Below are 18,406 nucleotides of genomic sequence, written 5' to 3' on the forward strand. Positions count from 1 at the left end.
GTGCTTCCATTTCCTTAGAAAGGAGGTGATCCAGCCGCACCTTCCGATACGGCTACCTTGTTACGACTTCACCCCAATCATCCATCCCACCTTAGGCGGCTGGCTCCTAATAGGTTACCTCACCGACTTCGGGTGTTACAAACTCTCGTGGTGTGACGGGCGGTGTGTACAAGGCCCGGGAACGTATTCACCGCGGCGTGCTGATCCGCGATTACTAGCGATTCCGACTTCATGTAGGCGAGTTGCAGCCTACAATCCGAACTGAGATCGGCTTTAAGAGATTAGCTGACTGTCACCAGTTCGCAACTCGTTGTACCGACCATTGTAGCACGTGTGTAGCCCAGGTCATAAGGGGCATGATGATTTGACGTCATCCCCACCTTCCTCCGGTTTATTACCGGCAGTCTCGCTAGAGTGCCCAACTTAATGATGGCAACTAACAATAGGGGTTGCGCTCGTTGCGGGACTTAACCCAACATCTCACGACACGAGCTGACGACAACCATGCACCACCTGTCTCCAGTGTTCCGAAGAAAAATCCTATCTCTAGGACGGTCACCGGGATGTCAAGACCTGGTAAGGTTCTTCGCGTTGCTTCGAATTAAACCACATGCTCCACCGCTTGTGCGGGCCCCCGTCAATTCCTTTGAGTTTCAACCTTGCGGTCGTACTCCCCAGGCGGAGTGCTTAATGCGTTAGCTGCGGCACTGAGTCCCGGAAAGGACCCAACACCTAGCACTCATCGTTTACGGCGTGGACTACCAGGGTATCTAATCCTGTTCGCTACCCACGCTTTCGAGCCTCAGTGTCAGTTACAGACCAGAGAGCCGCTTTCGCCACCGGTGTTCCTCCATATATCTACGCATTTCACCGCTACACATGGAATTCCACTCTCCCCTTCTGCACTCAAGTTTAACAGTTTCCAAAGCGTACAATGGTTGAGCCACTGCCTTTAACTTCAGACTTATTAAACCACCTGCGCTCGCTTTACGCCCAATAAATCCGGACAACGCTCGGGACCTACGTATTACCGCGGCTGCTGGCACGTAGTTAGCCGTCCCTTTCTGATAAGCTACCGTCACAGAGTAAACTTTCCACTCTTACTCCCGTTCTTCGCTTATAACAGAGCTTTACGATCCGAAAACCTTCTTCACTCACGCGGCGTTGCTCGGTCAGGGTTCCCCCCATTGCCGAAGATTCCCTACTGCTGCCTCCCGTAGGAGTCTGGGCCGTGTCTCAGTCCCAGTGTGGCCGATCACCCTCTCAGGTCGGCTATGTATCGAAGCCTTGGTAAGCCGTTACCTTACCAACTAGCTAATACAACGCAGGTCCATCTTTAAGTGGTGCACTTGCACCTTTTAAGTAGCTGACATGTGTCCGCCACTATTATGCGGTATTAGCTATCGTTTCCAATAGTTATCCCCCGCTTAAAGGTAGGTTACCTACGCGTTACTCACCCGTTCGCGACTCATTGATATCAAGTGTAGCAAGCTACGGTAGTTATCAATGCGTTCCACTTGCATGTATTAGGCACGCCGCCAGCGTTCGTCCTGAGCCAGGATCAAACTCTCATTAACTTGTTCGTTTGAACTGTACTCAGTCAGTTAACTTCTGACTTGTTCGTTTTTTATTGACAGGTTACTTACTGTAACCCGCACGTTTGGTTTCTTTATCCAGTTTTCAAAGGTCTTATCGTCTCCTAAGAGACAACTTCTTTATTTTAACAAACTCCCTAAACTTTGTCAATAACTTTTTTCAACTTTTTTGCAAAAGCTTATGACGACTATGGGGCGATTGAGAACTTTTATATATTACTATATTTCAGCGAGGCTTGTCAATAGGTTTTTTCGGTTTTTTAAACTTCAATAATTTTTCCCTGTTGTCAAGTTAAGTGCAACACAGTGTTCATCAGACTAAGTCAATAATTCTTAAACTGTTTGAGCTAGCTCAAACAGTTTTTTAGAAGACTGATAGTTGTGTATTCTTCTTGGTTTATCATTAATAGCTTGGGTATACATCTCTAAGTCATCTAGAGTAAGTCCTTTAAGTGAGACTCCTTTTGGTATAAACTCTCTAAGCAAACCATTGAAGTTTTCATTTGTTCCACGTTCGTGAGATGAATAAGCATGTGCAAAGTAGATATCAACACCCTCTAGGTCGCTTAGTAAAGCAAATTCACTTCCATTATCAGCTGTTATTGATTTTATTGGATAGCTTTTCATGTAGTCTAAAACAGCCTGATTAACGTACTCAGCTCTCTTTTTAGGAAGTTTAAGGGTGAGTGCAAAACGAGTCTGCCTCTCAACTAGAGTTATAATAGAAGGCTCTCTAGCAGTCTTTAAACCAAGAACAGAATCAATCTCCCAGTGCCCAAAAGTTGAACGATCGTTGATATCATCTGGTCTCTTCTCAATAGAAGTTCCAAGGTATTTCTTAGTTGATGGGCGGCTCTTAGTCTTTTTACGAATGCGGACAACTTTAGGCAGGTCAATTGGTTTGATGTCCAATAAACCTTGGTGGATGTAATTGTAAAGCGTCTTGGTGCTGGGAACAACTTCCTCAGGATGCTCAAGCTTATAAGAATAGGTAAAAGTATCTACACTATGAATTCTGGGTTTAGCTTGCATAGCTTCTGTGAAAGCTAACAAGAAAGCTTCTGATACTTTCTCAAGTTTCAGATAGTAACTTCCTTTTCTACCCTCAGAATAACGAATCTGAGCAGTTTCTGCGACATATTGTTCGTAGTAAACTTTCTTTCCGTTGATCTGTTTAACTTGCCTGACAGTTCCACGCTTGAGTTCACGGTAGATGGTAGAGCGATTTCGGCTCAAACGTTTCGCAATTTCAGCTGGTTTCAATCCTTCTGAAAGATAGGCTTCCATTTTCCCACGTTCTGCTTCAGAAAGATGGTGATAGGCTTGTTTTGTGGTAGAATGATTAGTGGACATGTTCATATTTCCTTTATACTTTGTTTGGCGACTTTAGTATATCAGAGGAACATGTCTTTTCTGTTGCACTTCATTTTACAACGCGGGATCTACTATACAACGCCAAGAATTTATCTTTGACCCTGTACAATTGAAGTGAATTGATCATATCCGACGGGCCTATAAGTATCAGGCTTGTAGCGAGAACAATCTTAGCGATAAACTAGTCCCTAGGCACCTTTAGCCCACCATGACAATCTGGACAAGTACAGTCTTCCCCCTGTAATTCGTGATGAACAATCTCTGGAGTGAACTGACTAAAAATAGCCTGACGAACTCCCTTAACTTTCTTACGTTTATAGGTGATAGTTTCTGTTTCAACTGGGCAAGTCAGAATCTTCTTCAGGAAGTTCTTCTTGACCAAAGAGACTCAGTTGGCCTTCCATTTGAGGACGCTTCTCAGAAGATTTGCCATAAAGCTTTTGTGTCAGATAAGCCACTTGTTCACGAAGGAGAGTGAGTTCATTAGCCATCATTTCAATGGTCTTTGTTAAATTTTCAACAACTTTATCTTGTGAGCTCATAACTATCCTCCCATTTTTCTTTATTATACCGAAAGAAAAGCCATGATTTCAATAGAAATCACGACTTTTTGTAGGTTTTATTTTAGGGCTTATCGAAAATCCCTTCATGAGCCAGTCAACTTGTTCAGGCGTCAGGGCTTTGACCTCGTTTTCATGACTCGGCCAGGTCAGTTTCCCATTCTCAAAACGCTTATAGAGCAGCCAAAATCCTTGACCATCCCAATAGAGGGCCTTGAAACGGTCTTTGCGTCCACCACAAAACAGAAAGACCTGACCTGAGAAGGGATCTAGGGCAAATTGACGTTTAATCAGATAGGCGAGCGAATCAATCCCCTGCCTCATATCTGTTTTGCCACAGACAAGATAGACCTTTCCTAAATCACCGAGATGAATCGCCATAGAGCAATACCTTATCTAAAATAGTTTCCAGTGTTTCTTGATGAAACGATTGGAACAAGCTTAGTTCAACTTTTCCAATACGCATTTTCAGTACTATCTCGTTTTTCTTTTTTTTTCTCAAAGCGACGAGTTTGTGGCGTTTCCAAAGGAACGATAGGTTGTGTCATCACAATAGCCTCCAATTCTATTTTCTACTAACAGTATACTGGAGGAGTAAGAGGATGACTAGATACCTTGTTATGGAGCGCTTACTAAGGCTCTTACTAAGCTTGACAATCATGACCACCCGTCTAACGGGTGGTTTGAACCGGGGCTATAAGCCCACATTACCAGCCAGCGCCTAAAGACGCTGGCTTTCACTTTGTTCAAGCCTCACTGCTCTTGACTCGTCGCTAGCCTCTCAAAGAGACAGTGGTACTACTTGCCACTATCCCTAAAGGGATCTTCATACTCTTTCACACTCAACTTATCTAGTGCTATATCATGCTTCTCTTGCTCTTGAATATATTTCTTTATCGTGGCTTCATTGAGACCAACCGTACTCACGTAATATCCCTCTGCCCAAAAATGGCGGTTCCCAAATTTATATTTTAAATTGGCGTGTTTATCAAACATCATTAAGGCACTTTTACCTTTTAAGTATCCCATGAAACTTGATACACTTATTCGTGGTGGGATGCTCACTAGCATATGAACATGGTCTGGCATCAGATGTCCTTCTATAAGTTCTACCCCCTTATAACTGCATAATCGGCGAAATATCTCGCCCAAACTGCTTCTATATTGATTATAAATGACTTTTCGTCTATACTTAGGGGTAAACACAATGTGATATTTACACATCCATTTTGTGTGTGATAAACTATGTGCCTTTTGTGCCATATCATTATCTCCTTTCGCTTTACAGTAGGCTTGAACACCTTTATTGTATCGCGTTTGGAGATTTTTTTGTATAACAGTCGATGCGCACCCGCTGAAAAGGCAACACTTTTCTGTACAATTTTTATAAAGTGTTTTTGTTAAGCGATCACTCGCCTAGCCATGGGGGTTTGATAGTTGAGACTACCGTGAATGCGATGATGATTCCACCAGTGGACGTAGTCCTTGGTTTTGAGAGTTAGTTCTTCAAGCGAATGAAAGATTTCTTGATTAATAAACTCAATTTTAAAGGAACGATAAGTACTTTCAGCCACGGCATTATCATAAGGACAGCCTGCTTGACTAAGTGAACGGGTAATTCCAAATGCTCCTAACACCTCATCAATCAGCTGATTATCAAACTCCTTACCACGATCAGAATGGAAAAGATTGACCTTGGTTAGGGCATAAGGGATACTCTGAATCGCTTGCTTTACGAGCTCTGCAGTCTTCTGCCAACCGACTGACAGACCAATGATTTCACGACTATAGAGGTCTATTATCAAGCAAACATAAGCCCAGCGCTTACCAACACGGACATAAGTCAAGTCTGTTACAATCGCTTCAAGTGGTCTTTCTTGATTGAATTGTCTGGCTAAGCGATTTGGAATGGGTGCTTCATTTTTCCCTTTAGAATGCGACTTGAAGGTAGTCTGCTGGTAAACAGATACGAGATTCCATCGCTTCATGATCCGACGAATGCGACGACGAGACAAGAGGATTCCTTCTGTTTCCAGACATTTCTTGATCTTTCGAGCACCATATCTAGATTTGCTCTCAAGGAAAATCTGCTTAACTTTTTCTTCAAGCTCAGTTTCCGATACTGGCTCTATGGCTTTGTAGTAATAGCTAGAACGAGGGAGGTTCAACCAACGACACATGGCTGAAATGCTGTATTTATCCTTGTTAGCAGTGATTATTTGCCTTTTTGTGCCATAATCACTGCCGCTTGCTTTAGGATGTCTAGCTGCATTTCGAGTTCTTTATTGCGTTTTCTAAGGGCTATGAGCTCCCGTTGGTCATTTGTTAGATTATCAACCGATTTGAAGGAACCAGTTGTTTTAGCTTGTCTCACCCATTTGTCAAAGGTTGAGGGGGTTAAATCATATTCTTTGATGATTTCGCTACGTTTCATACCTGCATTGTGAAGGTCAACGATTTGTTGTTTAAAGTCATCAGTGAATTGACGACGTACTCTTCTAGACATACATTTCTCCTGTTTTTGATTACTATTAGAACACTTTATAAATTCTGTCTAGTTTAGTGTAACCGATTCAGCGGGTGGTTTATTTGTCTCGCACCTATCGGAGCGAGACTGGGCTTAAAGCCACATAAATGGGCTCTATAATTTCTGTAGTGGGTAAATTCCCCTTGGAGATTATGGAGTCTTTTTGAATATAGCAAAAAAGTCCCATATGACTTATAATGAAGAGCAACCAAACCACTCATTAGAAAGACTCATATGGAACAATTAGATTATATCAAAGATTCACTTGACATTAAAGACCCTAACATCACTTTTGAAAAGACATTTGACAAGTTCTTCACTCACAGAGAATATCATGCCAAGTTAGATTATAATGCCCCGCAATGCCCTGATTGTCAAGGAAAAATGACAAAGTACGACTTCCAAAAGCCATGCAAAATTCCCTATCTGGAAATGGCGGGTTGTAAAGTACTGATTCGTCTCAAAAAGCGTCGCTTCAAATGTCAAGCGTGTGGGAAAATGGCTGTCGCTAAGACCTCTCTCGTCAGAGAAAATCACCAGATTCCCAACATCATTAACCACAAAATCACCGACAAACTCATGAGTCGTGAGGCAATGACAAAAATCGCTGAAGACCTGTCTGTCTCTGTGTCAACCGTCTATCGGCAACTCAACCGCTTTGAATGCAAGACCGATTTAACCTGGTTACCTGAGAACATGTCCTGGGATGAGTATGCTTTCAAGAAGGGAAAGATGAGCTTTATTGCCCAAGATTTCGATGCTAACAAGATTATCGCTATCCTTGATGGGCGGACGCAAGCTGTCATCAGAAATCATTTCATGCGGTATTCTCACAAGGTGCGCAGTCGTGTCAAAGTCATCACCATGGATATGTTTAGTCCCTATTATGACATCGCTAAGCAACTGTTTCCTAAGGCGAAGATTGTTCTCGATAGGTTCCACATTGTTCAACAGTTATCTCGTGCCATGAACCGTTTCCGTATCCAAATCATGAACCAATTTGAGCATCAATCTTACGAATATAAGGCCTTGAAACGTTACTGGAAACTCATCCAACAAGATAGTCGTAACCTAAACGATAAACGATTTTATCGCCCGACTTTTTGCATGCACTTGACCAATCAAGAGATTGTGCAACGTCTTTTGAGCTACTCTGATGAGCTACGTCACCACTATGAACTCTTCCAATGCCTTCTCTTTCATTTCCAAGAAAAGCAGGAGAAACACTTCTTTGAACTCATTTCTGATACCATCAAACAGGTCCATCCCATCTTCAAGACCGTCTTGTCAACCTTTCTAAAAGACAAAGAGAAGATTATTAATGCTCTGAAACTACCTTATTCCAATGCCAAACTAGAGGCGACCAACAACCTTATTAAAGTCATTAAGCGAAATGCTTTTGGCTTTAGGAACTTTGAAAACTTCAAAAAACGGATTTATCTTGCTTTGAACACAACAAAAGAGAAGACCAAACTGGTCCTCTCTCGGTGTTAGCTATAAGTCAACCCACTACAGTTGACAAAGAGCCCATAAATGAACCAAAAAACGACCTGCTTCGGGTCGTTTTTTGATAAATGCAACTAACAGATATCAAGAAATACTTTTTTCCCATAAGATCTAGGGCTAGGTATTACTTCCTATTCTTCTGTCATTTTTTCTTTGATTTCATCGTATGATAAAGCATGTGCTTCTTTATCATCATCTGCTTCTTCAGGCATTTTTCCTGTTTCGTAGATTGATTTAATTTGAGCAGCATCCAATGTTTCATACTTAAGAAGAGCCTCTGCAATCAATTTATGCGTTTCACGATTTTCGTTAATGATATCAGCTGCTTTATTGCGCGCATCATTAAGTAGTTCACGAACTTCATCATCAATCATTTGAGCTGTTTCTGGCGAATATGATTTTTCTGGAGACAATTGTCCTGCCATCATCGAATGGTTGCCTTCATATTGGACAGGGCCAAGTTTATCACTCATTCCATATTCTGTCACCATAGCGCGAGCCATTTGACTTGCTTGCTCAAAGTCATTTGAAGCACCAGTAGTCTGAACGTTGAAAATTATCTCTTCAGCTACGCGCCCACCCATTAAGCCCGCTAATTGCTCTTTCATATCATCTTTAGATAGGAGCATTTGGTCTTCTTTAGGAAGGGCAATCATGTAACCGCCTGCACGTCCACGTGGTACAATGGTTACTTTATGTACTACTCGAGCATTTGAAAGTACTAAACCAACAATCGTATGACCAGCTTCATGGAATGCTACTAATTCACGATCACGTTGCGATACCGACTTATCTTTCTTAGATGGACCGGCAATAACACGGTCCTCAGCTTCATCAATATCAGAAGCATCAATCACTTTTTTATCTCGTCGAGCAGCAACAAGGGCGGCTTCATTAAGAACATTTTCTAAATCTGCACCGACAAATCCTGGTGTTTGCTGAGCAACAACTTTCAAATCAACATCTTCTGCTAATGGTTTATTTTTAGCGTGAACACGTAAAATTGCTTCTCGTCCCTTAACATCTGGTTGTCCCACAAGAACCTTTCGGTCAAAACGTCCCGGACGTAGAAGAGCTGGATCAAGCACATCACTACGGTTGGTTGCAGCGATGACGATGATACTTTCATTGCCTTCAAAACCATCCATCTCAATAAGCAGTTGGTTGAGTGTCTGTTCACGTTCGTCGTTTCCTCCGCCCATTCCAGCTCCACGACGACGACCAACCGCATCAATCTCATCAATAAAGATAATTGCTCGTTCAGCTTTTTTGGCATCTTCGAAAAGCGAACGGACACGGCTTGCACCGACACCAACAAACATTTCAACAAAATCAGATCCTGAAATGCTAAAGAACGGAACACCTGCTTCACCTGCTACGGCTTTTGCAAGAAGAGTTTTACCGGTACCTGGAGGACCCTCTAGTAAGACACCTGAAGGAATACGCGCCCCAAGAGCTTTATATTTTTTAGGATTTTTCAGGAAATCAACAACTTCTACAAGTTCTTGTTTCTCTTCTTCTGCACCGGCAACATCTGAGAAGCGAACTTTTACATTGCCTTCACTCTGAGTCTTGGCTTTATTTTTACCAAAACTCATCGCTCCTCGTGCTCCACCGCCACCTTGATTCATCATCATACTAAAGAAAGCAATCATGACGACCAGCGGTAAAAAGCTCATAATAATAGAAATCCAAGTCCCACTAGAACTTTCTTGTTTTACTTTGATGTTAACGTCTGCATCATCCGCTGCTTTTTGAAGTGTATTTAACGTAGAGTCACTATACAAAATTGTACTTGTAAAACTTTTGACTTCTCGTTTAGAATCGCCTAAAAAAGCTAAGTCTGTGGATGTTTTTGCTTTTTTAGCTTTTTTATATTGTCCAGTTACTTCTAAAACAGTGCCACTAGGCTGGTAGGTAACAGTTTTAATATCGCCTTTTTTTAGTTGTTTAACTAAATTACTGTAGCTAATGCGCTGGCTTTGAGAATTACTTCCACTAAAATAATATTGAAATGCTGTTACCACAGAGACGATGATCAATATATATAGTAGAGAGTTTTTCACAAAACCGTTATTGTTTTTATTATTCATTAAACGGAGTGACCTTCTAATTTTTTATTTTGTGTAGATTTCTTCTTTTAGAACACCTACGTATGGGAGATTACGATAATTTTCATTATAATCTAAACCAAAACCAACGATGAATTCATTTGGAATATTGTAACAAATATAATCCGCATCGATGTCGACAACTCGACCTTCGGGTTTATCAAATAGTGTCGCAATTTTAACAGAGTTAGCTTTACGGTACTTAAACATATCTCGCAAATAAAGAAGCGTACGGCCAGTGTCAATGATATCTTCTATGAAAATAACATCACGCCCTTCAATATTTGTATCCACATCTTTAAGGATTTTAACTTCACCACTAGATGTCGTTCCACCATGGTAGCTAGAAACAACCATAAAATCAACTTCAACATGCGTATCAATATGCTTAATGAGTTCTGCCATAAAAGGAACTGCGCCTTTTAATACACCAACAAGTAAAGGATTTTTTCCTGCGTAATCTTTTGTTAATTGCGCACCAAGTTCTTTTGACTTGGCTATAATTTCTTCTTCTGAGTAAAGAACTTTTTTTATATCTTGTTCTAACATAGTTGTTCACCATTCTACATTTTTTGAATATACAATCTGCCCTTCATTATACCATGATAATAAGGATTACTCAAATATGTTTTTCCCTGACATATCACTGCCACAACGTGCTTATCTTGCTCAACAATGATTGTTCTTTGCCTATCTGCCTCATGTATCTTTTCATCAATAAAGAATCGTCTCAATTTTTTGGATATATTTTTAACCAGAATTCTATCACCTGGTTTTCGATGTCTTAAAAGAACTGGATTTTTAGAGGGTAATGGAATAGACTCCAAATAATCTTTGGGGGTCTCACCATGTGAGAAAGAATACTGCTCTAAAGTGGCTAATGAGCCATATTCTAACAAAACTTCTTGTAACTGACTATCCGTCTCTGGACTGATTTTATAAATGCTATAACGTTCATTACTTTTTTTGAAATAATAGTGATTTTTTAAGGGAAAATCATAACTCTTAGCATTATTCAGATTAGACAGTAATTGTTCAAATTGTGATTGTCCCATTTGTAAATCAGGAAATTCGGACAGATACTCCTCCAGTAAAAAACGCTGAACAGCAGGTGTTTGTTGTCGAAAAACGAAACAATCTTGCTTATCAATAACCTTAGTTAAATCTTGTAAAGCCTCTATTAACAAAGACATATCCTGACCATGTCTTAATATCGCTTGATTGATATTAGGATTTTCTTGCCTTAGTTCCGGTAAATAATGATTTCTAATGCGATTTCTCAAATAATCATTTTCTTGGTTACTCGAATCTTCAAAATGAAAAATATCGGGAAAATCTTTTTTAGAAAAGGGTAGAAGAGGTCTAATTAACTCTCCGTTAGCAAAAGCTTGTTTTTCTCTTATTCCTGCTTGGTATCGGAGCTTACTGCCACGGATTAGTCGCATGAAAATCGTCTCAATTTGATCATCTGCATGATGAGCTGTTACCAATGCTGTGTAACCGTCCCTTTGCATAATGTCTTTAAAAAAGTTATAGCGAAAGTCACGCGCTTTTTTCTCAGTAAATTTTCCTTGGAAATGCCCTAAATAAAAAGGAACATTATGGTTATCAGCCCAATCTTTGAGATAAGTTTCTTCCATTTGAGAGGCTTCTCTTTGATGATGATTCACATGAGCTACGGCAATATCGATGTTAAGTGTTTCACGTGAAACATATAAAAAGTGCAGTAGATTCATTGAATCTACTCCACCTGAAACAGCTATAAGCACCTTTTGATGGGAGGCAAAAAATTGCTTTTTTTGAACATGTTTTAAAAAATCAATTCGTTTAATCATTTTAAAATCTCATAAATATCATCTGCAATATCGGTTATGTCATCGTAATCGGCTTTATTTGTCATAATGGTTATGATAAATGGTGATTGCGTATAAATAATAGCAGCATCATGTTTGTATTCGTAGGCGTCTCCAATTTTATGAGAAACTTTATCTGAAATATTTTTTGAAATCCGCTTATTATCAAAATCTGTTTTTGACAAATCATCAAGAACAAAACCATTTTGATGATAGAGAGCTTCTAACACTGTATTGATGGTTTCTGGTGAAACATCACGTTTTTTCATATCCCAAGTTCTTCCTGAAATTGTCTTTATCTGGTTTTGAAAATCTGGTCCAAATTGATCTGTAACATAGTAAGCTAGCATATTACTTGCAACATTGTCCGATTGTTGGGCTACTTTCTTCATTAAATCAGCAACAGTATATTCTTTATTATCTGCCTTTTTAGGAAGACTGCCACTTCCGCTAGGATCGTAAGCACCATAAAAATCGTTAACTTTAGAAATGTATTTGAACTTGGTATCCTTACTGATTTTTCCTTGATTGATTGCCTCTTGTGTATAGTATAAAACAGGAAGTTTAGCCAAACTTGCTGCATACATTACCTTTTCAGCATTAATGGCAGCGACTTGTCCAGTTTCCAATTGTTTAACACTAATACCATAGTCAGCTTTTTGGTATTTTTTTGTCAAGACATCTTGGACTTTCTCCATTCTGGTATCCTGATTAGAAATCAGATGTCCTTCAATCCAACCATATTGATCCAACTGATAATAAGTTCCACTATGTGTTGTAGCTACTGCAGTTACCTTAACTTGTGTGTAGTCTTTGGGTTTCTGGGAAACTTCTTTACTCCCCTTGACGAAAGGACTATCATAAATGCTGTCAACCTTTCGTGTCCAATAAGTTCCTGACAATGGCATCTGGTCTAATACAACATCCTGATAATAAAGGGTTTCATCAGCTAACATGTAAGTCTGATCTGCCAAATGAAAAACAGGTAAGCCCAATAGATTTACTTCAACAGATTGAATCATTAAAGGGTCATCTGGTGATAATGTTTTTACAGGCGTTTTTAAATCTGCATCTTTATAAACTGGGACAGATGTTTTTAAAACTGGATTTTTTGGAATTTGTAATCCAGTTGTCGGCGAGATAGCTGTTTGTGATAATTGATATCTTTGAGTATCGGTCAAACTAAAATCAACATCAGTGCTAATAACAGGAAGAGTTTTAAAGAAAAAAGGAAGTAGCATAAAAAGGACTATTTTCTTCATCTAGTCTTTCTCTTCCTCACTTTCTCCTTGCCTTAAGGCATTATTTTTTTCTGAGAGTTCTTCTAATTTTTCATCGGAATATTGTAAGAACTTCTCTATCGTTTCAATTAAATTTTCCATTATTTCGGTAATAAATCTGGAACAGGGAAAATCATCTCCCCGTCCTTAGAGTAATAATATTTTGCTCGAGCGTATTTAGCAGCAAAATCCTTATCTTTCAAACTATCTGCTAATTTTTTCTTATCTTTTACTTCCTTAGAAACAGATTGGTAATCTTTTTTTAGCTGGATGACACGAGCTTTCTTTTCTTGCAACTTATGATAACTGCTTATGAGATTATAAGTTGGTAATATGAAAAGGAGCATTACGATCAACAGTAATCCACCCATAAATCGATGACGCTTAGCATGTTCCTCGACTTCATAACGCCGTTTGAGCTTTTCATCTTTGATATAATCATTATTCAACTGAACAACGTTAGGCTTCTTCATTAACTTCTACTCGCTTTTCACTAATGATTTCATACATTTTTTCAGCATCTTCTTTTTTAGTGCTGTCTTTCATCTCTAACACACGAACAGTTAATAGTTTATTCCCAAAACGAACTTCAATCTCATCATCTATTCTGAGATCAGTCGATGATTTTGCTAAAACACCATTAACTTTAATGCGACCTTTATCAGCCACTTCTTTGGCCACTGGACGACGCTTGATGATTCGTGATACTTTTAAATATTTGTCTAAACGCATACCTTGCTCCTTTTGAGACTGTCCCCTTTATTCTAGCATTATTTTGGAAAAATATCAGGGCTTATAGTATACATTATCAAAATAAAAAAGAGAGCCCTGAGCTCTCCTACCAAAATATCAAGGCTGAAACCACTGTACCTGCAAAAAAGATAATATAAACAGCGAAAAGTAAAGTTACTCCAAACCAAAGTTCACTTGAAATACTTGTCTTTGCTTTTTTATCTGGATTTAAGAAATTGAGAATATCCGCATAAGTCTGTAAATCACGATTTTTCAAAATATAAAAGACTTGAAAAGCTGAATAAATCATAAGGCAGGCTAAAAACCCTAAAATCGGAGCGACTACCCCTGTAGAGAAACGATAGCGCGTCGGTACAGCCACTGAAAAAAGAAACCACGACATCCCTCCAACAATAAGCCACTTCTTGAACTGCGATTGACCAACTTGATTTTCCATAATATCAACATCTCCTTTGATTAGATTATCTAAGGAGACATCGAAAAAGGTTGCTATCAGTAACAGTGAGTTGATATCGGGATAGGTGCGTCCACGTTCCCAGTTAGAAATTGTTTGACGTGACACATAGAGTTTCTCTGCCAATTCTTCTTGAGAGAGTTTTTTACTCTTTCTTAAACCAACTAAACGATTGTGTAGCTCCATTTTGTTCTCCTTGATACTTTTAGTCTAACCAAGTGCTACTCAGTTTACCATACAAGCTCTTTGTCGTGAGACCTTTTTGATGTCAAAAGGTTTTGTCAAAGTGCTCTTATGCCTTATTTTTCATTTTTCGTTCTTTGATTTCAGAAAATCCTTGACTAAACTGGATCAATTCTTCTAAAATCTCGTAGTCTTTTTTATTTCGGATATCGAAAATCACTTCGATTTTGCCTTGATTTTCACTGATACGAGCCTTGAGATTGGTTTTCGAAAGGGCTTCAAAGTAATCTTGAGTTAAAAACAAGGTTTGGGTGACTTTTTCAAAGCGAACAATCAACTGATTATCTTTACGGTCAACTAATTGTGTAAAGACACTGTCAAGGTAGTTTTTGACAAGCCCTATTTCAAGGAGATAAGCCACTTGATCAGGATATTCTCCAAATCGGTCAATCAACTCATCTTGAAGTTCCTCATAGGCAGCGCGTGAATCCATTTCACGAATACGTTTATAAATTTCAATTTTTTGACGCTCATCTGAAATGTAATCTGTTGGGAGATACGCATCAATGTGTAAATTAAGCTCGGCATTGCCTTTCTGACGAACTTGTGATTTACCTTGTTTCTTCAAAATGGCATCCTCTAAAAGTTGGGAATACATTTCAAAACCAACGGAATCAATGAAACCACTTTGTGATGCTCCTAGGATATTGCCGGCTCCACGAATCGATAAATCACGCATGGCAATTTTAAAACCTGATCCAAGTTCTGTAAAGCCTTTAATAGCATCTAAACGTTTCTCGGAAACTTCAGTTAAAACTTTATCAGGTCGGTACATAAGGTAGGCATAGGCAATACGATTAGAGCGTCCCACACGTCCACGAAGTTGATACAAGGTTGACAATCCCATGTGGTCTGCATTTTCGATGAAGAGGGTATTAACGTTAGAAATATCAACACCTGTTTCTATAATAGTTGTCGCTACCAAGACATCATAAACGCCAGCAATAAAGTCTAAAAGGGTATTTTCCAGTTGAATTTCACTCATCTGACCATGAACAAATCCAATACTGGCTTCTGGAACTATCTCTTGTAATTCGGATACTTTTTGTTCAACTGTGTCAACTTTATTGTAAACATAGAAAACTTGCCCACCACGGTCTAATTCTCTCAAGATACCATCTCGAACCATTCCAAAATTTGTTTCCAGCACATACGTTTGAACGGGATAACGATTTGTTGGAGGGGTTTCAATAACTGATAAATCTCGAATACCAAGCATTGACATATGAAGTGTTCGAGGAATTGGGGTCGCAGTCAACGTCAAGACATCAACCTTAGTCTTTAATTCTTTCAACGTTTCCTTATGCTTGACACCGAACCGTTGTTCTTCATCAATCACTATCAAACCTAAATCTGAAAATGTAACATCTTTGGAAAGAAGACGATGTGTCCCAATAATAATATCCACTTGTCCTTTAGATAATTCTTCTAAAATAAGGGTCTGCTCTTTCTTACTTCTAAACCGACTGAGCTCTTCAATCTTGACAGCTTGATTGTCAAAACGCTCTTTAAAGTTGACATAATGTTGATGAGCCAAGACTGTTGTTGGGACTAAAATAGCCACTTGCTTACCATCATTGACTGCTTTGAAGGCTGCTCGCATAGCGACCTCTGTTTTGCCAAAACCAACATCGCCAACTAGAAGACGATCCATAGGCTTTTCAGCTTCCATGTCTTTTTTAATTTCAGCAATTGATCTAAGTTGATCTTCTGTCTCAACATAGGCAAAATCGTCATCAAATTCTTTTTGATTATCATCATCTGGAGAAAAGGCAAAACCTTTGAGCTGACTACGTTCAGCATAAAGTTTTAACAAATCATCAGCAATATCCTCAACTTGTCTGGCAACCTTTTGCTTTGTTTTTTGAAAACGACCGTCATTGAGTTTGTTAATTTTAGGCTCTTTACCATCTGCTGAAACATATTTTGATAAACTTTCAATTTGCTCAATTGGGAGCGAAATACGATCTGAATTTTGGTATTGAATGGTTAGATAGTCACGGTGAATTCCCTTAATTTCTAGGGTTTCAATACCAAGAAATTTACCAATACCATGTACCTGATGAACGACATAATCTCCTTTTGTCAATTCGTTATAATCTTTAAGACGTTCTGCATTAGAGATATTAGAACGACGGGCCCGACGTTTGATTTTCTTATGGAAAATTTCGCGTTCAGTAATCAACACTAATTTTTCATCAGCCAGGTAAAATCCGGTTGATAAATGACCAATGATAAACTGGGCTTGATGAGGGATAATCTGTTGATTATCTGAAATGAGTAGTTCTAACTCATATTCTTTTAGGGTTTCTTGTAAACTGTTCAAAGACTTTTGTGAATCGGCTTGAACTAAGATTGTTGCTTTCTGCTTCTGATAACGATGAATTTCATCGACTAAAAGAGGAAACTGATTAAAGAATTCCTGCATTGGATATTGAGTCATGTTATGCAGGGCATCAAATTTAATATTTCCTAATCCTTTATGGAAATTGGAAAAGAAAGTCGCTGGTTGATATTGTCTAAGCACCTGATAGGGATCAGCGAAGTAAACTTGGTTTGACACTGCTTTACTATGCTGTAAATCATCTGTTATAAGATTAGCAACTTCCAATTCAAAACGAGCATGGCGATCCATCAATTTCTGAAAATCATCAATAAAAAGGATCGTATCTTTAGTAAAGTAGTCAAAGAGACTATAAGGTTTATCATAAAAGAAGCTTAAAAAGCGACGAATATCCTTATGACGGTAATTTTCTTTTGTAACGGATAAAATCTCCGTTAAATAGGCAGTCAAATCTTCATTGATACTTTTATCAATCTCTTTTTCCAATTTGAGTATTGCTCTATCAAAGTCACTTTTGTCCAAAATAAGGTCTATCGCTGGCGAGATTCTTATCTTTTCCAGACTATCTAAAGATTTCTGAGTCTCGCTGTCAAAGGTACGAATACCGTCAATGTCATCCCCAAAGAACTCAATTCTAAAGGGATACTTCTCAGTCACCTCATAAATATCTAAAATGTCTCCCCTGCGACTATATTCTCCTGGATTAAGTACTTGACTAACCCGTTCATAGCCTATTTGAGAAAGTTTCTTGACAACATTGTCAACCTCTTTGTCAAGTCCAATTGACAGGTTAAGCTGAGCTTTTTGATACACTTCGGGATTTGGTAATAGTATTTTAGTACCAATAATAGATGTCACCAAAATACCTGTGGCATTTTGATCTTGTAAAAAATTTAAACTCTCTAAACGAGACAGGGTGCGATCAAATGACGAAAAAATAAATTCAGCAGCTGGTACATCGTCTGCAAAGAAGCTGTAAAGATACTCCCCATCCAGTAAAGCTGATAGGTCACTGATTAGATTTTCTGCTTCATTTTGTGTTGACGTGACAATGACAAACTTACCTTGATTTTTTTGGAAGGCTGTCGCAATGGCCAAGGCTTTACTAGAAGCAGACAAGCCCATAATCAATTGCCGTCCTGAATCAACTTGTCCAAGCCAATTTTGAATGATGTTATTTTTTGATAATAAATCCGTTAATCCTAGTTTATCCATTATACCGTCTCATCGTTGCTTCAAAATCATCATTTTCCAAATAATAATTGACAGCATTGTCAACTTTATCCAAAGTATTGTCAATAGTTATCATTTCGTCTGTTGAGAATTTTCCTAAAACGTGATTGATGACCGTCATACCATTCTGAGGACGACCAATCCCAATTTTGATGCGGTCAAATTCTTGTGTGCCTATATGAGCGATAATAGACTTAATACCATTGTGACCACCCGCAGACCCTTTTTGTCGGAAACGAATTTTCCCAACTTCCATGTCCAAATCATCATAGATAACGATCAAGTCTTCAATAGCAATATTATAATAGGTCAATAGTGCTTTAACAGCGATTCCGCTATTGTTCATGAAAGTGGTTGGCTTGATGAAATAGATTTTTTCACCATTGATAAAACCACTCGTTACATAGGTCTTAAAGGTTTTATCTTCTGTAAAGGTTAAGTTAAGATTCTTTACAATAGTGTCAACTGACATAAAACCAACATTATGCCTAGTATTGTCATACTTTGAGCCTGGATTTCCCAATCCTACAATTAATTTTGTCATTCTATTCTCCAATACAAATGCAAAAGGAC

Annotated in this window: 16 protein-coding genes, 1 rRNA gene and 2 pseudogenes; 1 reads left to right on the forward strand and 18 read right to left on the reverse strand. The window is 38.8% G+C overall.

The genetic code is table 11. The features are described 5' to 3' along the window. Positions 1 to 18: 18 nt before the first annotated feature. The 8 genes and pseudogenes from A2G56_RS07130 to A2G56_RS07155 all read right to left on the reverse strand — a co-directional run bounded on the left by A2G56_RS07130 (position 19) and on the right by A2G56_RS07155 (position 6,035). A 16S ribosomal RNA gene (locus A2G56_RS07130) occupies positions 19 to 1,577 on the reverse strand. Positions 1,578 to 1,928: 351 nt separating this feature from the next. Next, a complete protein-coding gene (locus A2G56_RS07135) occupies positions 1,929 to 2,948 on the reverse strand; it encodes an IS30 family transposase (RefSeq protein ID WP_172793792.1) in 1,020 nt (339 codons plus the stop codon). A gap of 217 nt (positions 2,949 to 3,165) precedes the next feature. Beyond that, positions 3,166 to 3,351: pseudogene (locus A2G56_RS10980) on the reverse strand (IS66 family transposase); the annotation flags it as partial. Then, positions 3,305 to 3,511 carry an IS66 family transposase gene (locus A2G56_RS07140; protein ID WP_062710793.1) on the reverse strand — a complete coding sequence of 69 codons (207 nt, stop codon included), beginning with the start codon at positions 3,509 to 3,511 and terminating at the stop codon, positions 3,305 to 3,307. The gene A2G56_RS07140 and the pseudogene A2G56_RS10980, both read right to left, overlap by 47 nt. A 48-nt stretch (positions 3,512 to 3,559) precedes the next feature. Then, positions 3,560 to 3,910: an IS66 family insertion sequence element accessory protein TnpB gene (gene tnpB / locus A2G56_RS07145; protein WP_062710796.1), complete on the reverse strand. Its 351-nt coding sequence runs from the start codon at positions 3,908 to 3,910 to the stop codon at positions 3,560 to 3,562. Further along, positions 3,891 to 4,077, reverse strand: a pseudogene (locus tag A2G56_RS10295) (hypothetical protein). Before A2G56_RS10295 ends, tnpB begins: the two are co-directional and overlap by 20 nt. Positions 4,078 to 4,327: 250 nt before the next feature. Further along, on the reverse strand, positions 4,328 to 4,792 hold the full coding sequence (tnpA, locus tag A2G56_RS07150; protein ID WP_062710799.1) for an IS200/IS605 family transposase: 465 nt from the start codon (positions 4,790 to 4,792) through the stop codon (positions 4,328 to 4,330). A gap of 137 nt (positions 4,793 to 4,929) precedes the next feature. Then, positions 4,930 to 6,035, reverse strand: a protein-coding gene (locus A2G56_RS07155; protein ID WP_099091478.1) for an IS3 family transposase whose coding sequence is annotated in 2 segments (ribosomal slippage) — positions 4,930 to 5,759 and positions 5,759 to 6,035 — 1,107 coding nt in all. Because the reading frame shifts where the segments join, the coding sequence is not laid out codon by codon here. 255 nt (positions 6,036 to 6,290) lie between these two features. Here A2G56_RS07155 and A2G56_RS07165 point away from each other — a divergent pair. Beyond that, entirely contained in the window at positions 6,291 to 7,550 is a 1,260-nt protein-coding gene (locus A2G56_RS07165) for an ISL3 family transposase (RefSeq protein ID WP_062710806.1), read from the forward strand. A gap of 143 nt (positions 7,551 to 7,693) precedes the next feature. Here the strand turns inward: A2G56_RS07165 and ftsH are convergent, their stop codons facing one another. From ftsH to pth, 10 genes are all read right to left on the reverse strand, one after another. After that, on the reverse strand, positions 7,694 to 9,655 hold the full coding sequence (ftsH, locus tag A2G56_RS07170) for an ATP-dependent zinc metalloprotease FtsH (protein ID WP_062710809.1): 1,962 nt from the start codon (positions 9,653 to 9,655) through the stop codon (positions 7,694 to 7,696). Positions 9,656 to 9,679: 24 nt separating this feature from the next. Beyond that, positions 9,680 to 10,222 carry a hypoxanthine phosphoribosyltransferase gene (gene hpt / locus A2G56_RS07175; protein WP_062710812.1) on the reverse strand — a complete coding sequence of 181 codons (543 nt, stop codon included), beginning with the start codon at positions 10,220 to 10,222 and terminating at the stop codon, positions 9,680 to 9,682. Between the two features lie 14 nt (positions 10,223 to 10,236). Continuing rightward, positions 10,237 to 11,508, reverse strand: a complete 1,272-nt coding sequence (gene tilS, locus A2G56_RS07180; RefSeq protein ID WP_062710815.1) for a tRNA lysidine(34) synthetase TilS — start codon at positions 11,506 to 11,508, stop codon at positions 10,237 to 10,239. Next, positions 11,505 to 12,788 carry a serine hydrolase gene (locus A2G56_RS07185; RefSeq protein ID WP_062710818.1) on the reverse strand — a complete coding sequence of 428 codons (1,284 nt, stop codon included), beginning with the start codon at positions 12,786 to 12,788 and terminating at the stop codon, positions 11,505 to 11,507. The genes tilS and A2G56_RS07185 overlap by 4 nt, the downstream gene beginning before the upstream one ends. After that, complete coding sequence (locus tag A2G56_RS07190; protein WP_062710824.1) at positions 12,789 to 12,908, reverse strand: SP_0009 family protein; 120 nt, start codon at positions 12,906 to 12,908, stop codon at positions 12,789 to 12,791. Continuing rightward, positions 12,908 to 13,279, reverse strand: a complete 372-nt coding sequence (locus A2G56_RS07195) for an FtsB family cell division protein (protein ID WP_062710827.1) — start codon at positions 13,277 to 13,279, stop codon at positions 12,908 to 12,910. Before A2G56_RS07195 ends, A2G56_RS07190 begins: the two co-directional genes overlap by 1 nt. Continuing rightward, positions 13,266 to 13,538, reverse strand: coding sequence for an RNA-binding S4 domain-containing protein (locus A2G56_RS07200; protein WP_062710829.1), 273 nt, complete (start codon positions 13,536 to 13,538; stop codon positions 13,266 to 13,268). Before A2G56_RS07200 ends, A2G56_RS07195 begins: the two co-directional genes overlap by 14 nt. Before the next feature lie 106 nt (positions 13,539 to 13,644). After that, on the reverse strand, positions 13,645 to 14,199 hold the full coding sequence (locus A2G56_RS07205; protein ID WP_082785126.1) for a helix-turn-helix domain-containing protein: 555 nt from the start codon (positions 14,197 to 14,199) through the stop codon (positions 13,645 to 13,647). 106 nt (positions 14,200 to 14,305) lie between these two features. Further along, positions 14,306 to 17,815, reverse strand: coding sequence for a transcription-repair coupling factor (mfd, locus tag A2G56_RS07210; protein WP_062710832.1), 3,510 nt, complete (start codon positions 17,813 to 17,815; stop codon positions 14,306 to 14,308). Then, positions 17,808 to 18,377, reverse strand: coding sequence for an aminoacyl-tRNA hydrolase (pth, locus tag A2G56_RS07215; protein WP_062710834.1), 570 nt, complete (start codon positions 18,375 to 18,377; stop codon positions 17,808 to 17,810). The genes mfd and pth overlap by 8 nt, the downstream gene beginning before the upstream one ends. Between the last annotated feature and the right edge of the window lie 29 nt (positions 18,378 to 18,406).

Origin of the sequence: Streptococcus halotolerans (genome assembly GCF_001598035.1) — a bacterium.
In the GTDB taxonomy this organism is placed as follows: domain Bacteria; phylum Bacillota; class Bacilli; order Lactobacillales; family Streptococcaceae; genus Streptococcus; species Streptococcus halotolerans.